The sequence below is a fragment of the Salipaludibacillus agaradhaerens genome, from assembly GCF_002019735.1.
Classification (GTDB): domain Bacteria; phylum Bacillota; class Bacilli; order Bacillales; family Salisediminibacteriaceae; genus Salipaludibacillus; species Salipaludibacillus agaradhaerens.
Genome location: NZ_KV917378.1, coordinates 3,980,138 through 3,995,375, shown reverse-complemented (window position 1 = coordinate 3,995,375; position 15,238 = coordinate 3,980,138). Strand labels below are relative to the sequence as shown.

Annotated in this window: 13 protein-coding genes; 3 read left to right on the top strand and 10 right to left on the bottom strand. The window is 38.4% G+C overall.

Annotated features, from left to right (window positions below; all coding sequences use genetic code 11):
* Positions 1 to 59 precede the first annotated feature (59 nt).
* Together BK581_RS18300 and sppA are read right to left on the bottom strand one after the other, a co-directional pair.
* Positions 60 to 611, bottom strand: a complete 552-nt coding sequence (locus BK581_RS18300; protein WP_078579522.1) for an RDD family protein — start codon at positions 609 to 611, stop codon at positions 60 to 62.
* An 11-nt stretch (positions 612 to 622) separates the two neighbouring features.
* Positions 623 to 1,615: a signal peptide peptidase SppA gene (sppA, locus tag BK581_RS18295; protein WP_078579521.1), complete on the bottom strand. Its 993-nt coding sequence runs from the start codon at positions 1,613 to 1,615 to the stop codon at positions 623 to 625.
* Between the two features lie 194 nt (positions 1,616 to 1,809).
* On the opposite strand from sppA, the gene BK581_RS18290 reads away from it, so the two are divergent.
* Positions 1,810 to 2,610, top strand: a complete 801-nt coding sequence (locus BK581_RS18290) for an NAD kinase (protein WP_078579520.1) — start codon at positions 1,810 to 1,812, stop codon at positions 2,608 to 2,610.
* Positions 2,611 to 2,869: 259 nt separating this feature from the next.
* On the opposite strand, the gene BK581_RS18285 is transcribed toward BK581_RS18290, so the two are convergent.
* From BK581_RS18285 to ezrA, 6 genes are all read right to left on the bottom strand, one after another.
* Positions 2,870 to 4,468 (bottom strand): amidohydrolase, encoded by a 1,599-nt coding sequence (locus tag BK581_RS18285; protein WP_078579519.1) that lies wholly within the window; start codon positions 4,466 to 4,468, stop codon positions 2,870 to 2,872.
* A gap of 132 nt (positions 4,469 to 4,600) precedes the next feature.
* Positions 4,601 to 4,807, bottom strand: a complete 207-nt coding sequence (locus tag BK581_RS18280; protein WP_078579518.1) for an alpha/beta-type small acid-soluble spore protein — start codon at positions 4,805 to 4,807, stop codon at positions 4,601 to 4,603.
* Between the two features lie 373 nt (positions 4,808 to 5,180).
* On the bottom strand, positions 5,181 to 6,389 hold the full coding sequence (gene thiI / locus BK581_RS18275; RefSeq protein WP_078579517.1) for a tRNA uracil 4-sulfurtransferase ThiI: 1,209 nt from the start codon (positions 6,387 to 6,389) through the stop codon (positions 5,181 to 5,183).
* A complete protein-coding gene (locus BK581_RS18270; protein WP_078579516.1) occupies positions 6,386 to 7,531 on the bottom strand; it encodes a cysteine desulfurase family protein in 1,146 nt (381 codons plus the stop codon). The genes thiI and BK581_RS18270 overlap by 4 nt, the downstream gene beginning before the upstream one ends.
* A gap of 464 nt (positions 7,532 to 7,995) precedes the next feature.
* Positions 7,996 to 8,469: a hypothetical protein gene (locus BK581_RS18265; RefSeq protein ID WP_078579515.1), complete on the bottom strand. Its 474-nt coding sequence runs from the start codon at positions 8,467 to 8,469 to the stop codon at positions 7,996 to 7,998.
* A gap of 27 nt (positions 8,470 to 8,496) precedes the next feature.
* Positions 8,497 to 10,203 carry a septation ring formation regulator EzrA gene (gene ezrA, locus BK581_RS18260; RefSeq protein WP_078579514.1) on the bottom strand — a complete coding sequence of 569 codons (1,707 nt, stop codon included), beginning with the start codon at positions 10,201 to 10,203 and terminating at the stop codon, positions 8,497 to 8,499.
* Between the two features lie 231 nt (positions 10,204 to 10,434).
* Between ezrA and hisJ the strand changes: the two genes are divergently transcribed.
* Positions 10,435 to 11,238: a histidinol-phosphatase HisJ gene (hisJ, locus tag BK581_RS18255; RefSeq protein ID WP_322788446.1), complete on the top strand. Its 804-nt coding sequence runs from the start codon at positions 10,435 to 10,437 to the stop codon at positions 11,236 to 11,238.
* A 15-nt stretch (positions 11,239 to 11,253) separates the two neighbouring features.
* Here hisJ and refZ read toward each other — a convergent pair whose 3' ends face one another.
* Positions 11,254 to 11,898, bottom strand: a complete 645-nt coding sequence (gene refZ, locus BK581_RS18250) for a forespore capture DNA-binding protein RefZ (protein WP_078579512.1) — start codon at positions 11,896 to 11,898, stop codon at positions 11,254 to 11,256.
* A 169-nt stretch (positions 11,899 to 12,067) separates the two neighbouring features.
* On the opposite strand from refZ, the gene BK581_RS18245 reads away from it, so the two are divergent.
* A complete protein-coding gene (locus BK581_RS18245) occupies positions 12,068 to 12,547 on the top strand; it encodes a GAF domain-containing protein (protein ID WP_078579511.1) in 480 nt (159 codons plus the stop codon).
* A 136-nt stretch (positions 12,548 to 12,683) separates the two neighbouring features.
* Here BK581_RS18245 and BK581_RS18240 read toward each other — a convergent pair whose 3' ends face one another.
* Complete coding sequence (locus tag BK581_RS18240; RefSeq protein ID WP_078579510.1) at positions 12,684 to 15,008, bottom strand: diguanylate cyclase domain-containing protein; 2,325 nt, start codon at positions 15,006 to 15,008, stop codon at positions 12,684 to 12,686.
* Positions 15,009 to 15,238 lie beyond the last annotated feature (230 nt).

The following is a 15,238-nucleotide window of genomic DNA, read 5'->3' as shown; positions in this document are numbered from 1 at the left end:
ATCATCTTCCAGTCTTAGCATGACCAAAAAACATAAAAAAATCCTGATAGCAATAGCTATCAGGTAAGTGGTTCTTGCGTTGGATGATGATGAACGATCATCTTTTTGGAACGCCTTGGTTCAAGTCCTACAAATGTATTGCCTAAACGGTCGTGGACTCCCCTTTTTTCAGGAGAAAAAGCAACGATCGTATAAAGGAGGAATAAAATCGGAAGCGCTTGATGGAGATACCGTCCCACAACTTCTCTAAAGATAACATCTAACCATGTAAGCTCCTCTTTATCATAACTATAAACTTTAATCCCAAAAATGAGCTTGCCTAGGGTTTGACCAAGCATTTTAGTCATAATTGAAAAATACACAAACGAGACAATAGACACGACAATTGCTGCTAACGCTATTGTCCCCCAAGTAACATTCGCCACCCCAGTGAGAGCCATTAATGGTACAAATAAGACACCATTAATACTCCACACCACTATCGAATCAACAGCATAGGCCCAAAAACGCATCCAAAATCCTGCATATAGAATGGTGATTTCTTCTGCCGTGTCGCTGCTGTTAATGTCTTGATTTTCAATAGGTTCTTCGTTATGGATATCTTCACTCATCAGCTATCACCTCAATCAGTATATAAATACATTAGCTGTGCGCCTTGATTTTGACGGAACCAGCTTTCTATATCTGTTAAATGACTTTGATTACTAAATAACTCATTCATTTTTATTCCTAGTAATGAGGAAAAGCCGATATTCGCTTCGTATTCCACTACAGTTAAGTTTCCATAACCTAATGCTTCTTCAAGTGCTTGAACCACATCATCCTGATGACCCAGCCCATCAATTAACCCTTGCTCTAGAGCTTGAGAACCTGTATATATACGGCCATCTGCTAAATCATATACCTCATCACGCTCAAAATCTCTACCTGCCTCAATAACATCAACAAATTGCTCATAAGCATCATCAACAAGATCTTGCAAAATGGCTCTTTCTTCATCTGTCATATCTCTCGTTGAAGACATGATATCTTTATAAGGTCCGCTTTTAATCACTTCTTCTTGAATACCCCAATTCTCAGCAAGCTCACTGATATTAATTGAGGACATGATGACGCCTAAGGACCCCGTAATTGTTTGCGGATTAGCATAAATTTGTTCAGCAGGTGCTGAAATATAATAACCGCCACTTGCTGCCTGGCTTCCCATGGACACGTAAACGGGCTTGTGATAATCTTCTTGAACAGTCGCCACTTTATCATGAATTTCATCACTTTCTACAACGCCACCACCAGGAGTATTCACTCTTAGCACGATACCATGTACTTCTGGGTCTTCTGCTGCATAATCAAGCTGATCCAACAGCATCTGATGGTCATAACCACCAGCTAAAAGCCCACCAGAAGCACCACTCTGTATGATCCCATCTACATGAATAACGGCAATTTTACCGCTGCCTGTTCCAGTTTCCAAAATCTTTTCATGAAAGGGTTCTCCTGCTCCGCCAAAGAAGCCTTCAAAAGATTCTTCCATAGATGCTTGAAAAAAAGATACGAGTGTTGCTGCTAATAAAAGGACACCTGCTATAGCGAGGCCAATCCATCGTTTTGCATTCATCTTATCCCTCCTGCTAAAATTAATAAAGCGTTTTATTTATGTAAATACCCACGAATGACCTATTATTTGATACGATAATAGTAGAAGTTTAGTTTCATATTACGACTTATGTGGGACACTAAGTTTTATTTTAACGTGTTTACAGAAAAAACGAAACTGATGAAAATCATGTAAGAAGAAAGGATGCATCCAACATGAAGAGTGAGAGAAAACAGGTCTATTTGTTTTATAAGCCAAATGATGAACTTGATGAAAAAGTTCAAAAGCTTCGTGAGCTTGGAAAGAAACATGGTTTTACGTTAGCTGAATCACCTGATAAAGCCAATATCATTGCCAGTATTGGAGGCGATGGAACATTCCTTCAAGCTATCAGAAAAACAGGTTTCCGTGAGGATTGCCTCTACATCGGGATTAACGACGATAAGCTTGGCTTCTATACTGATTTTAATTTAAATGACTTAGAAAAAATAGAGTTGGGCATGCAAGCAGAAAATATCGAAGTGTTACGCTACCCCACTCTTCAAGTCACTGTTGACGATCTTCAGGAATTCCAGTGTCTAAATGAATTATCGATTCGGTCTAACATCATCAAAACATTTGCTATCGATGTATTCATCGATGGTATCCATCTTGAAACCTTCCGTGGAGATGGCATGATTGTGTCTACTCCTACAGGTAGTACCGCTTATAATAAATCACTAAAAGGGGCGGTTGTGGACCCTAAATTAAACGCTATGCAATTAACTGAAATTGCTTCTCTTAACAACAATCAATATCGTACTTTAGGATCACCTCTCATATTAAATAACGATCGTGAGCTCATCCTTAAAATCGTACAAGATGGTAATGATCATCCTATCATTGGTGCTGATAATGAAGCCCTAAGTATTCGCCATTCACATGAAGTGAAAGTGAAAGTAAGTGACAGAACCATTAAAACACTTCGCTTAAAAGACAATTTATTTATTCATAAAGTCAAACGTAGCTTTTTATAAAACGAACCTTCAATCAGTGGGCATTTTCGTCGTTGCCCCCCTGAGTCGTAATTTGAGTTAATAAAGACATTAACGTCCGTTAACTTGTTTACGGAGGTTATCTGTGATAAATCATATGCCTGTGGAAGTTTTGTATACGCAAGACTTCCACTTTGTTGTCTACTTATTTCCTAATACATGTTACCAAATATTTAATCTCTCTCTTCTTTTTAAACTTAACCCATATGACGCCACCCAATCGTGGCACATTCTCCTTAACTTACGACTTCTGATTTAAAGCGTACATAATTGTATTATCCACTACAGTTTTAGCCACTTTAACATTTAGCCACTCATCAGGAGAAAGGTCAAACAAATCCTCTGTTAAAATTGTAAAGTCGGGCTTATATCCTTTTGCTATTTTGCCATATACATTCTCTTTTCCGATCGCTTTTGCACTGCCAGTAGTAAATAACGTAAGCGCCTCGTATAACGATAGTTTTTCATGTGGGTTATAACCTGCATGTTCCTCTTCAGGTTTCCGTCTCGTGACAGCTGCATGAATACCAAGCATCGGGTCAATTGGTTCAATCGGGGCATCAGAGCCTCCTGCACACATTAGCCCTTTATCTATGAATGTTTTCCAAGCAAAGGAGGTTTCCAACCTTTTCTTTCCAAGACGCTTCTCGACCCATGGGAAATCAGAAGCAACAAACCTAGGCTGAATATCGAGAACTACAGGAAGCTGTTGCAAACGAGCTATTAAATCTTCTCTCGTTACTTGCAAATGTATTAAACGATCACGCTGTCCTTCTTCAGGAGGGTATGCTTCAATGGCCTCGATCGCCATTTCAAGCGCCTTATCTCCAATGACATGTATCGCAACTGGTCTGAAGAAAGCACGGGCTTCTTTGATAAGCTCCTCAAGTTCACTTTTCGTATGAATCCCCACCCCACAAGTGGAAGGATCATCGTCGTACGGCTTACTCAGTAAAGCAGTTCTCCCACCTAAAGCTCCATCAGCAAAAATTTTCACCGCCCCAAGCTCGACGTAGGGGTGATCAGTTTGATGATAGTTAGATAAAATGCCAGAGGCTACCTCATGATGGATAAGTAGATTCGTGCGAAATTTACAATGTATACTATCTATCACATTGTAAAACGCTTTAAGAGTAGCGTCCGCATCACCATAATAGTTTAGATCTTCTGAATGTCCTCCTGTATACCCTTTTTTAAGAAGATCATTAACAGCTGTGGAGAGAGCCTTTTCTACATAAGTAAAATCTTTCTCTGGCAAATATTTTTTAACTAATTCTTGTGCCTGATCATGCAAATAGCCAGTTGGTGCACCATGCTCATCACGTACAATTATCCCGCCAGCAGGCTCAGGAGTATGTTTATCAATCCCAGCTAACTGTAAAGCATATGTATTTATTACGCTTGCATGTCGACACACCCTTGAAACGATAATCGGGTGATGTAAAGAGACGCTATCGAGCACATACTTATCTGGAACTAGTTGCTGATCATATAAATTTTCATTAAACCCTTCTGCCACGAGCCATTGTCCAGGCGGGAGTTCTTTAATCGCTTTTTTTAAGATGGCGCATAATCTCGTAATACTTGTCACATCTGAGACATCGAGTTTAAGCAACTTTTCTCCGTGTCCAATCATATGTAAATGGCTGTCAACAAATCCAGGATACATAACAGCGCCCTGTAGATTTATTTCCTCGGAAATAGTGCCTTCATGTTTAAGCTTTAAATCGGCTAACCGACCGACACTCACGATATGTCCTTCTTCAACAAAAACTGCTTCTTGCACATCCTCTTCACTACAAAGGGTGCGTATTCTTCCTCCATACCACAAAGTTCCCAAAGAAAGTGCTCCTTTCCACAGACAGCTTTAATTCTGTAAAATATATAACAAATTCATCATACAGGCAATTAAGATATAAATCAAAAATAAAAGGGCACCCATTCGGATGCCCTAGAGTCACATATTTTTATATTATTGTTGATACCCACTCATTTGTTGTTCTGCCATTTGAACAAGTCTTTTTGTAATTTCACCACCGACAGAACCGTTAGAACGTGCAGTTGCATCTGGACCAAGTTGCACCCCAAATTCTTGAGCAATTTCGTATTTCATTTGATCCAACGCTTGTTGTACCCCAGGGACTACTAATTGATTTGAGCTGTTGTTGTTATTAGCCATATAATCTCACCTCCCTTGTACGCTTATAATGCGACAAAAGAAATGATCTAATTCGAGAAGAATCTTGGTTAGACATCCAATAATTGAAAAATGATATCATATTGCTTTAACTAAACCATCAGTTACTCTATCCATTCCTTCATCCAAACACATATGCCATCTCTAAAAATAAGCATACAGTGAATGCCAGAGACGTAGTTTTATCGTGGGACGTCTAAAAATGAGGCGATAAATTCTTTCGCAACATTGCTCTGTTAGTCCTGTTCTTAATCTATAACCTTTTATAAAACGACCATACGATTTAAATTATTTAGTATTTTTCGCTTGTTCATGATGAATCTTCAATTGTGATATTCTCTTTATATTCTTACGTTTAGAAAAGCTCATTAATTTCTGACTCTTCATCTGCAGAAGGCGTAAATTCATGGCTCGTCGTTCGGTTTACTGCGTCATCAATGATCTCCTCAAGATTAAGGAAACTTTCATATCGTTCCGCTTTGTCTTTATCTGGTTTTGTTTTCGACTCGGCTGGTAAAAAAATAGTACAGCAATCTTCATAAGGTAAAATTGAGATATCGTATGTACCAATTTTTCTTGCCTGCTCAATTACTTCAAGTTTATCCATTGTAATAAGGGGACGCAATACAGGCAGATTTGTCACACTATTAATTGTATACATACTATCAAGCGTCTGACTAGCCACTTGTCCAAGACTTTCTCCATTTACAATCGCTTTAGCATGGTGTACCTTTGCTATTTTTTCGGCTATTCTCAGCATAAAACGTCTCGTAACCGTCATTTCATAATTATCTGGTACTTGCTTATGAATCAGCGTTTGCACATCAGTAAAAGGCACGATATGGAGCTTAATCGTCCCACCAAATTGTGTTAACACTTTTACTAAATCCTCAACCTTTTGCTTCGCTCTTTCATTTGTAAAAGGAGGACTATGAAAATGAATGGCCTCTAATGTAACACCTCTTTTCAAGGCAAGATAGCCTGCTACAGGACTGTCTATCCCTCCAGAGAGCATTAGTAAAACCTTTCCGCTCGTTCCTACTGGTAACCCACCTGCTCCTTTAAGAACTTTAGATGATATATAAGCAGCTTCAGATCTGATCTCCACTTTTAATTCAACATCTGGGTTATGAACATCCACACTAATCTCATTCATATTTCGTAAAATATGACCGCCGATCACCTTATTCATTTCTTGTGAGCCTATTGGAAAATCTTTATTGGTACGCCTCACTGACACTTTAAAGGTTCCTCTTCCCGATGGTAAAGCATCTTCCGCTGCCCATAAAGCGCCCTCACTTATCTCCTTTTCTGATAAAGCAATTTTTATTGATGGGCTAAGAGAATGGATGCCAAATACAGTCTGTAGCTTCTGACACACAGCTGTCTCCTCTTCACCATTCAATTTTACAAACATGCGACCAAAGGAACGTTTTACTTTAATTGCTTCAAAACCTTTTAAAACCTCTCTAATATTTCTTTCTAACTTCTGTTCAAACTGCTTTCTATTTTTTCCTTTTAAAGATAATTCCGCATAACGGATTAAAATATGATCATACTTCATTTGATTTTTACCACCTTTTTCATCGTCGCCACTACTTCTTTTAATTTTTCGAGAAAAACCGAAGCTTCTTCTTTTGTATTACTGAACGAGAAAGATAATCTGATGGCAGAATTAGCTTGTTTCTCCTCAAATCCTGCCGCCACCAATATACGACTAGGGGCATTCTTTTTCGATGAACAAGCAGATTTTGTAGACACGTACACGTCTCGTTCTGCTAATGCTTGAACGACAACCTCTGGCTTTAACCCTGGTATAGAAAAATTTAAAATATGCGGTGCTCTTTCTGCCGGAGAATTAATTATAACACCATCTATTTTCATTAACTCTTCTTCCAACCAATGTGACATTTGCTGAAGGTGATCTGTCCCTTTTTCCGCTTCATCCAAGGTAATTCGTAACGCTTTAGTCATAGCCACAATCCCTGCTACATTTTCTGTCCCTGCTCTATAACCAGCTTGTTGATTTCCTCCTGAGAACAAAGAGACCAATTTTACGTTGTCACGCACTATCACAACACCATTACCTGGAAGTCCATGGAATTTATGTGCTGAAATGGTGCAGAGATCTATATTTGCCCTTTGAAAATTAATGGGCACCTTCGTCACACCTTGAACGTGATCTACATGAAACAATACCTTTGGATATTCAGCCAATAGAGACCCAATTTCCTCAACCGGCTGGATGCTTCCGAGCTCATTGTTAACATGTATGACAGACACTAAGATTGTTTTATCCGTTAAGGCTTTTCTCACATCCGAAGCTGATACACAACCGTTTTTATCAGGTATCAGATAGGTTACTAAGAACCCCTCTTTTTCTAGATGTTTACACACTTCATAAGAAGAAGAATGCTCTATACCTGTCGTAATAATGTGATTGCCACGTGAACGGTGCTGATAAGCAGCCCCTTTAATCGCCAAATTATTGCCTTCAGTGCCACCTGAAGTAAACACAATCTCGGAGGCATTCACGTTAAGTAACGCAGCTACTCTTTTTCTTGCTTGCTCCATAAGCTGCTCAGACGCTTTTCCTATAGGATGAAGCGATGAAGGATTACCAAAATAATCTATTGAAACTTTTGCAAAAGTATCCACTACCTCTTTGTACGGTAGTGTTGTAGCACTATTATCAAAATATATCATTCCAAACGACCCCTTCATTTGTCTAGAAACTATATTCAACAAAGTATCATACCATAATTATTATTTTTCAAACAGCTAAATACTTACTTTTTTCAAGCCTTGATGTTCAAACCTTAAACTAGTGTAAAGACGACACAAATCACAGTGTTAGTGTGCTCCATTTACAGTTATGATATGTTTTATACCTATCACCTTGTTATCACAGATAGCCTGTCCATAAAACTCCCCCAAAAATAGAGAGTAGAGATAAAATCTATTTAGGCGGGAGTTAATGGACGCTAAGGTCCTAATTCACGCAACGACCAATCAGTAGGACAAGGACGAAAACACCCACTAATTGAAGGTTCGTTTTATATTAATAAAGAAAGTCATTTTCCAATTTCACTCGCCCTAGAACAACACTTAACAAACAAAAAACCTGCTTCGGCTCATTAAGACCTAGCAGGCAACTCATCATCATGCCATTATTCCACTTCTATAGAGAGTTCTTCAAAGAGCTTTTCAATAGAAATAATACCATCAGGTGCTATATGAGAAAAATCTCCAGGACGTATACCTTTCGTAGTCGTTATTTCTTCTGTGACTTTTTCTTTATTGAGATCAGTGTGATTAGTCTCGCTCTCCACACTATCCTCTTCCTTCCTATCCCTTTTTAACTCTTTATCTTCAGCTGGTTCACTCTCTAAACTAATCTCAGTAGAGGAAGAAGGATTGTCAGCGGCTAATTCCTTTTCAAACTCCTCAAGTCCTATTAAATCTGCCTGATGACTGCTACTCAAATGTTCTCCATATACATCAAAAAGGGACGAAGATTCTTCACCTTGCAAAGTTGTTAATTCTTTTTTTGAAAAAGGGTCAAACAGGATGACAATGACTAACAACCAACTTGTGATACAAAGAAGAGTGACACTTCCTACTATCATCCACGTTTTTTTCATGAGTGATCCCCTCCGAAATCCCCTTTATTAAGAATACGTCACTTGGTAAGTTTCCTGCTCCTTGATTTTTTCAAGAACATCAGGATCTATAGGCTCCAGGGCTTCCACTGCCAGCTCTAAAGCTTCTTCATACAAATAATTTCTAAAGCGATCCTCAGCTTGTAAAAGCTTAATATTAACGTGATCATTTTGACTGCGGTAACGATTTCCATACTGTATCGCCTTCTCAGAAAGGTGGGCATGGTCAATTGTTTTTTCTAACTCTGTGACACATTCATCCACTTGCTTTTTAGCCTGATCGACTTTATGATTAATTTCTTTCATCGATATTGGTATTTGATTTAAACCCTCAGCAGCTGATCGCAAAAGCTTTTCAGCCTCGTCAAGCCGCATCATACTACTTTCAGGCACACCAGGGATATTGCTACGCTGTAAATGTTTTTGGCTTTGTGAAAGCGTATGTTTCAAATCCTGAATCGTTTGCTCCGCCTGTCGCTCATCACTACGTAGCAGATTAAGGTTATCTGTTGTTTCAGTTATGTCATCTTCCGTCACCTGAATTTGCTCTTGAAAATCTTGCGTCATTTTCCTAAGTGTTGTATAAGATTGCTTTTTTTCCTCCAGGGCATCTTCAAGTACAGCAAATTGACTGAATAAATTTTTAAGATCTTTCTCTAGCTTCATTTGATGGCGATCATGTTCTTCATCAAGCCGGTAGTTGAGTTTAATCGTCTCTATTTCTGCACTTAACTCTTCGAATAGCTGACGTAGGCCAGTTAACCTTTCATTTAGTTCAGGTAGCTCTTTTTCTACAAAATTACGAGATAATACTTCATGTTCTAGTTTTCCATATATATCATTAATTTCATTTTCTATATGCTGTACTGGCTCCTCAGCCTCGGCTAATTGTAGGTTTTCCACTACAGGTAATGTGGCAATAAGTTGCCGTTTCATCTCATTTACTTGCCACTCATATGAGAAATGATGAAGAGGATAGCCATCAGCTTTCATCTCTTCAAGACCTTTCTCTAATTCCTCTAATTGTTTTGGTAGATCCTTCTCCAACTTAACTAATAGCTGGGGTATCTCATCCATATAATTAAAATAAACGGTTAACAAAGATTGCATTTCAAGAAGTATTTCCCTTGCTTGAAAGTAATTACCTTCGTTTGTTTGCTCATCAAAGCGATCAAACATCTCATGAACTTCCTTTAAACGCGCTTCAATTATTGGAGCTGCTTGACCTAACGTCCCTTTTTGGACCCACAGTTTCTTTTTCGTATCATCGAACTGCTCTTTAACAGCATGAATATCCTCTCGATTCTTTTCTTCACTATGTAATAGCTCGTCAACTTCTCCTATCATTTCTTTCATTTGTTGTTTAACAGCTGCTAGCTCTTCATCCATAAACTTAATATAGCGTTTCGCTTTTTGAAACCGATATTTATTTGCCATTTCCTCAATATCAAATAGCTTTTCTTCCATATCAGGAAGTTGAATTGTAATGATATTATCCCATTCTTCGCGCCACTGTTCGAAGCGCTCTTCCGTTTCGCCAGACATTTTTAGTCCTTTTATCCTGGCCAGCTCTTCTCTTACAGGCTCATTCATTAATTGCAACTTTTCACTTTCCAGCCTGTCCACTTCTTTATAAATTCTCTTTCTAGCCCATGCCCCATAGATAATTGTGACTAAAAAAAGAACTATGACAGTATATACAATATATAAAAACATATTATGAGGCCTCCTTAACCTATGTGTTCATCTTTATAAAAATTATGATAGAATATACCCGTTACCAGAATAAAATAAACGTTTATATAGCTTATCTTTTAGCGACGTTTTAAACGTATTCGCATTTCCCTAACTATACTTAGTGATACCTACTTCTATCATATCATGGAAAGGTCGAAAGTGGTCGTCTTTCTTCATGATTTTTTAAAGGAAAAGAAAGGAGACTATGACGTGATTACACATGACCACCATATCCACACACCTTTTTGCCCGCATGGCTCCTCAGACCCATTAGAGGCTTATATTGAAAATGCAATTGATAAGGGGGTGACATCGATCACTTTCACGGAGCATGCCCCTTTACCTAATGGATTCACAGATCCTGTTCCAACTAAGGATTCTGCCCTATCACCTGATCAATTGTCTCTTTACATAGACACCTGTTATGCTGCCAAACAAACATATGCCTCTTCTATTGAGATCAACATTGGGTTAGAAATAGATTATATCGATGGCTTTTCCGAGCAGACTGCTATGTTGTTAAACACATGGGGACACCAATTAGATGATAGCATTTTGTCTGTCCACTTTCTCCAAGCACCTAATGGCTCCTACCATTGTATCGACTATAGTCCAGAGGCATTTCAGTCTCTCATAAGTGCTTGTGGCTCCATCAAAAAAGTATATGAGTTGTACTACAAGACCGTCCAAGCTTCCATTGAAGCCAACTTAGGTCAATTTACACCATGTCGTATCGGCCACATCTCGCTTGCTAGAAAGTTTCAAAAACTGTTCCCTCGTGATTTTGATGATACACCTTTGATAATGAAGACACTTGAAACAGTTAGAGATAATAATAAATCATTAGATATTAATATTGCTGGCTTAAGCAAAGAGCATTGTGGTGAAACTTATCCACCGTTACGTTGGATTGAAAAAGCGAAAGAAATGCACATTCCACTTGTGTATGGATCCGATGCTCATACAGCCAATTATGTAGGGACTTCTAGAGATGAAGTGGCAAGATTTTTCTAATGTAGAAAACCGCTGTCATGTTTGATCTTGTATAGGAACGCTCGTGACAGCATCTTTGAAATGGGTTGAAACCCATTGACACAACTCAGAGAAGTATTTATCAAGAAAGTGATTTTCATGAGGCATTAAATGATAAACCTCTCGAATGTATTGAGGATGCAAAAATGGCATTGTGAGCATGCCTCTTAGTTGTAAAACAAAATATTCATTCGCACGGGCTTTCATCTCACCTCTCTCATATGCTGCCACTAATAATGTATGGTAGAGGTGCTTTTCTTTTGCTAAATACGAAGACATGAGTTCTCTGACAAGGGTGGTATCTAACGTGATCTCTCGATGAACAAACCGTGCTAGTGCATGATGCTTCTGCTGATACACCATAACATTCCAAATAGCCTGTAATAACCGATCAAATATGAGCTCGACATCGTCTTCCAAATCTAAACATTGCGACTCAATCGCAGCCACATACCCTTCAAGAAAGTGCGTCATAAGATGCTCCAACAGTCCTTGTTTACTGCCGAAATAATAAGATATCAGCGCCACATTCGCCTCTGCTTTAAAAGCGATATCTCGCACCGAGGTTCCACTAAACCCTTTAACATTAAACAATTCAATAGCAGCCTGCATCACTTTATTCTTTGAGGCTTTTTTATTCATGTTAGCATAGCACCTCCTTGATCACTCAAGTGAAATTCGGTAGTCTTTATAATTTCCTTGTCGGAAAGACAATTTCCTGCAAAGAATACTCGACAAAAACACTTTTAATTCTCCATTGGATAACGAGTTGTGTTATAATTTTCAAAAGCTTTTGAAAGGAATGAGACCATTGTTTCAACCAAAAACATACGAAGGATCTTTAACAGCTAAATATGACCTCCTCGCTAAACAGCTCGATGCATTATTAGAAGGAGAAAAGGACCAAGTTGCCAATTTAAGCAACGCATCAGCCCTCTTAAATCAATTTTTAACCGATGTTAATTGGGTAGGTTTTTATCTATGGAAACAAGGTGAGCTTGTTTTAGGTCCCTTCCAAGGGTTACCAGCTTGTGTTAGAATCGCTTATGGCAAAGGGGTTTGTGGTACAGCCGCTAAAGAAAAAAGAACGATGCGTGTTGAAGACGTTCACGCCTTTCCTGGCCATATAGCGTGTGATGCCGCTTCAAATTCTGAAATTGTGGTCCCCTTTTTAAAGAATGGAGAACTTCTAGGCGTCCTAGATATCGATAGCCCGTCAAAAGGACGTTTTTCAGAAGAGGACGAACAAGGCTTACAGCAATTTGTTAAAGTATTGTCCTCTCATATTTGAATAAATACGTAAACAAAAACGCCGTTTAGGACACTTGTCCTTTCAGCGTTTTTGTTATTTTACACACGTTTTAAAATAACATTAACTAGCTGGATAAAAGAGTGATGCACATTTGATATGTCATCTTTCTTCTAAATTAAAGTTCTTCCACGTTATTATCGGTTTCATGAAAGAATTCAACTTTATCTCTTCCAGTTTCTTTCGCTCTATATAAAGCTTTATCTGCATCGTTAAATAATTTCGTTAGCGATGGTATCCCTTCTTCAGAAGCCCAACTAGATACACCACACGAAACGGTTACGTTCGGTTCCGTTTCCTCTTTGACGATAATTCGAATTCGCTCAGCTACATCACCTGCATGGGTAGCATCGGTTTTCGGTAAATAAACTGCTAGTTCCTCGCCTCCCCAACGAACACCAATATCGCGGTCTTGTTTCGTGTAGGACTGAATCACTTTTGCTACCTGGATAATAACAGCATCTCCTGCTTGATGCCCAAATCGGTCATTGATGGATTTAAAATGATCAATATCAAGTAAAATAAACGCGCCATAGCCGTCATTTTTCATAGAGTGAGTCACAATTTCATCCATATATTCACGCGTATAGAGTTTCGTTAAATAATCTGTAACGACAAGTTCCTTCATTTCTTCATGTAGAATCGCATTAACAAAAGCTAGTGTACAATGGTGCACAAGAGACTGACATAATTTAAAAGAGTCGAAACTAAATGCATAAGCATCTTTTTTGAAGACTAGTACACCACCAATTACTTGGCTGTTATGCACCATTGGAATACCAATAACGGACTTAAATGGTGGATTCTTTACGTTTTTAGACCAGTCGCCTAAAAATACCTCCTGTTTGCCTGTTTTTAAAGTCATAACTAAATCAGCAATCTTTACGTTATTTTCAAATAATTCTTCAGAAGGGTACCTCCATGTACGTCCACCATCTTTAAACGTCCAACGATCATCAAACATAATGAATCCAGCTTCATCCGCTTTAAACGCCTCGATAATCTTGTTCATCATTAGATCAACCGCTTCATTTACCTTCAAATTGGAGTTAATGAGATGAGAGGTCTGGTTAATTAATTGAAGATCTTCTATATACTGACGTGATTGTTGATATAACTCTGCATTCTCAATAGCATTTCCTCCTGTATCCGCAAGAACTTGAATAAACTCCAATTCACTGTGAGTGAAAATTTGCGAAACAGCCATTTCCATTTCAAAAACACCATATACCCCTTGGCGCCCCTTTAACGGAACAGTAAGAATCGTTTTCCCGTTAATAGTCGTATCTGTTACGATGAGCTCTCCAGTCACATACGCTTTAGCTGCCGTTTCATCTACCGAATCTTGTAAATCTAGCATTTGAACAGGAAGTGTTTCTGCAACATCCCATTCGTTCGAGAGCATTAAGTTCACCTTACACCCAGGGTAAGCTTCGCGTAGGGATTCCACGATTTCACCGAGAATCTCACCTACATCCTTAGAGCTATAAAATTTTCTAGTAACCTTTAGTAACAAATCTTTCCTTATCTTTTCTACACTCATTTGCTTAGCGTGAATCAGCTTATTGAACCAAGCACCTAAATCTGACGTCAGCTTTAGCATTTCTCCATTGTGCGTCCGATTGCATTCCCCATGTGAAGTGAGAACCATAATCATACCAATGCAATCCGCCTTATAGAAAATCGGCATGATGTAAAAATCATTATATGCCCATAATGCGCGAAAGAGCGAATAGGGGACATCCTTTTTTTCAATAATATAAGCCCCCATTTTATCAGAAGACTGAAGCAAACCTGCCAGCGTCATTTGCTCGATCGTATATTGACTTTTCTGATCAGTCAAAGCGGCATTTGTAGAAGCCTCTAACACATAATAGGAGCTAAAAGGATCTTTAAGTAAGACAGCCACGTCGTCCTCTTTCGATACATAATCTTTTAACTGGTGGGCAAAAACATCTGTAAATACATTTAATTCATCGGTATAATGTGTCTCTTTAAGCATGTGTGCAATCTTGTCATGCACATTAAAGGTATGCAAAGAACGTGCAGTCGGAACATTTTCTTTGTTCATTGCCGCCGCCAAATGAATCGACGGCTTTAAGCCGTTCAAGTAAGCTTTCACTTCTCCTAATTTTCTAGCATCTTTTTTAAAAAAGGCACCAAATAACCCCTGCCAACTATAGTCATTATTATGGATAGCCATATCTACTGTCATGATAATATAATCTGCTTCTGGGACACGAAAGCAATCAGGGGACATATGTGAAAATGAATCAGTCATAATAAAGGGGACATCCCCTGTTTGTTTTGACACTTTGACTTCTCCATTATTTTCTGCTAAAAAAAAGATGGCTGGCTTATATTTTTCCGGAATGAGACAATCGTCCTGAAAGACGGTCTCAAAGATAGTCGAAAAATTTAGCGATCTTTCCCCTGTAATCATAGCTTCCCCTTCTCTCTTACGTTGATAAAGTTCGTAAATGAAACTTTAGTATATGATCCATTATACATGAAAATCGTTCTATTTTACTAGTTGTAACTATTACTTTTTTTGATCCATACAATGATTTCTCCATGTAAGCATTATCAAATAGGCAAAACAAAATGATTGTTTGACATAGTCGTTCTCTCCCTTGACTTATAAGCCAAAAAATTATACACTGTACTTTGTGC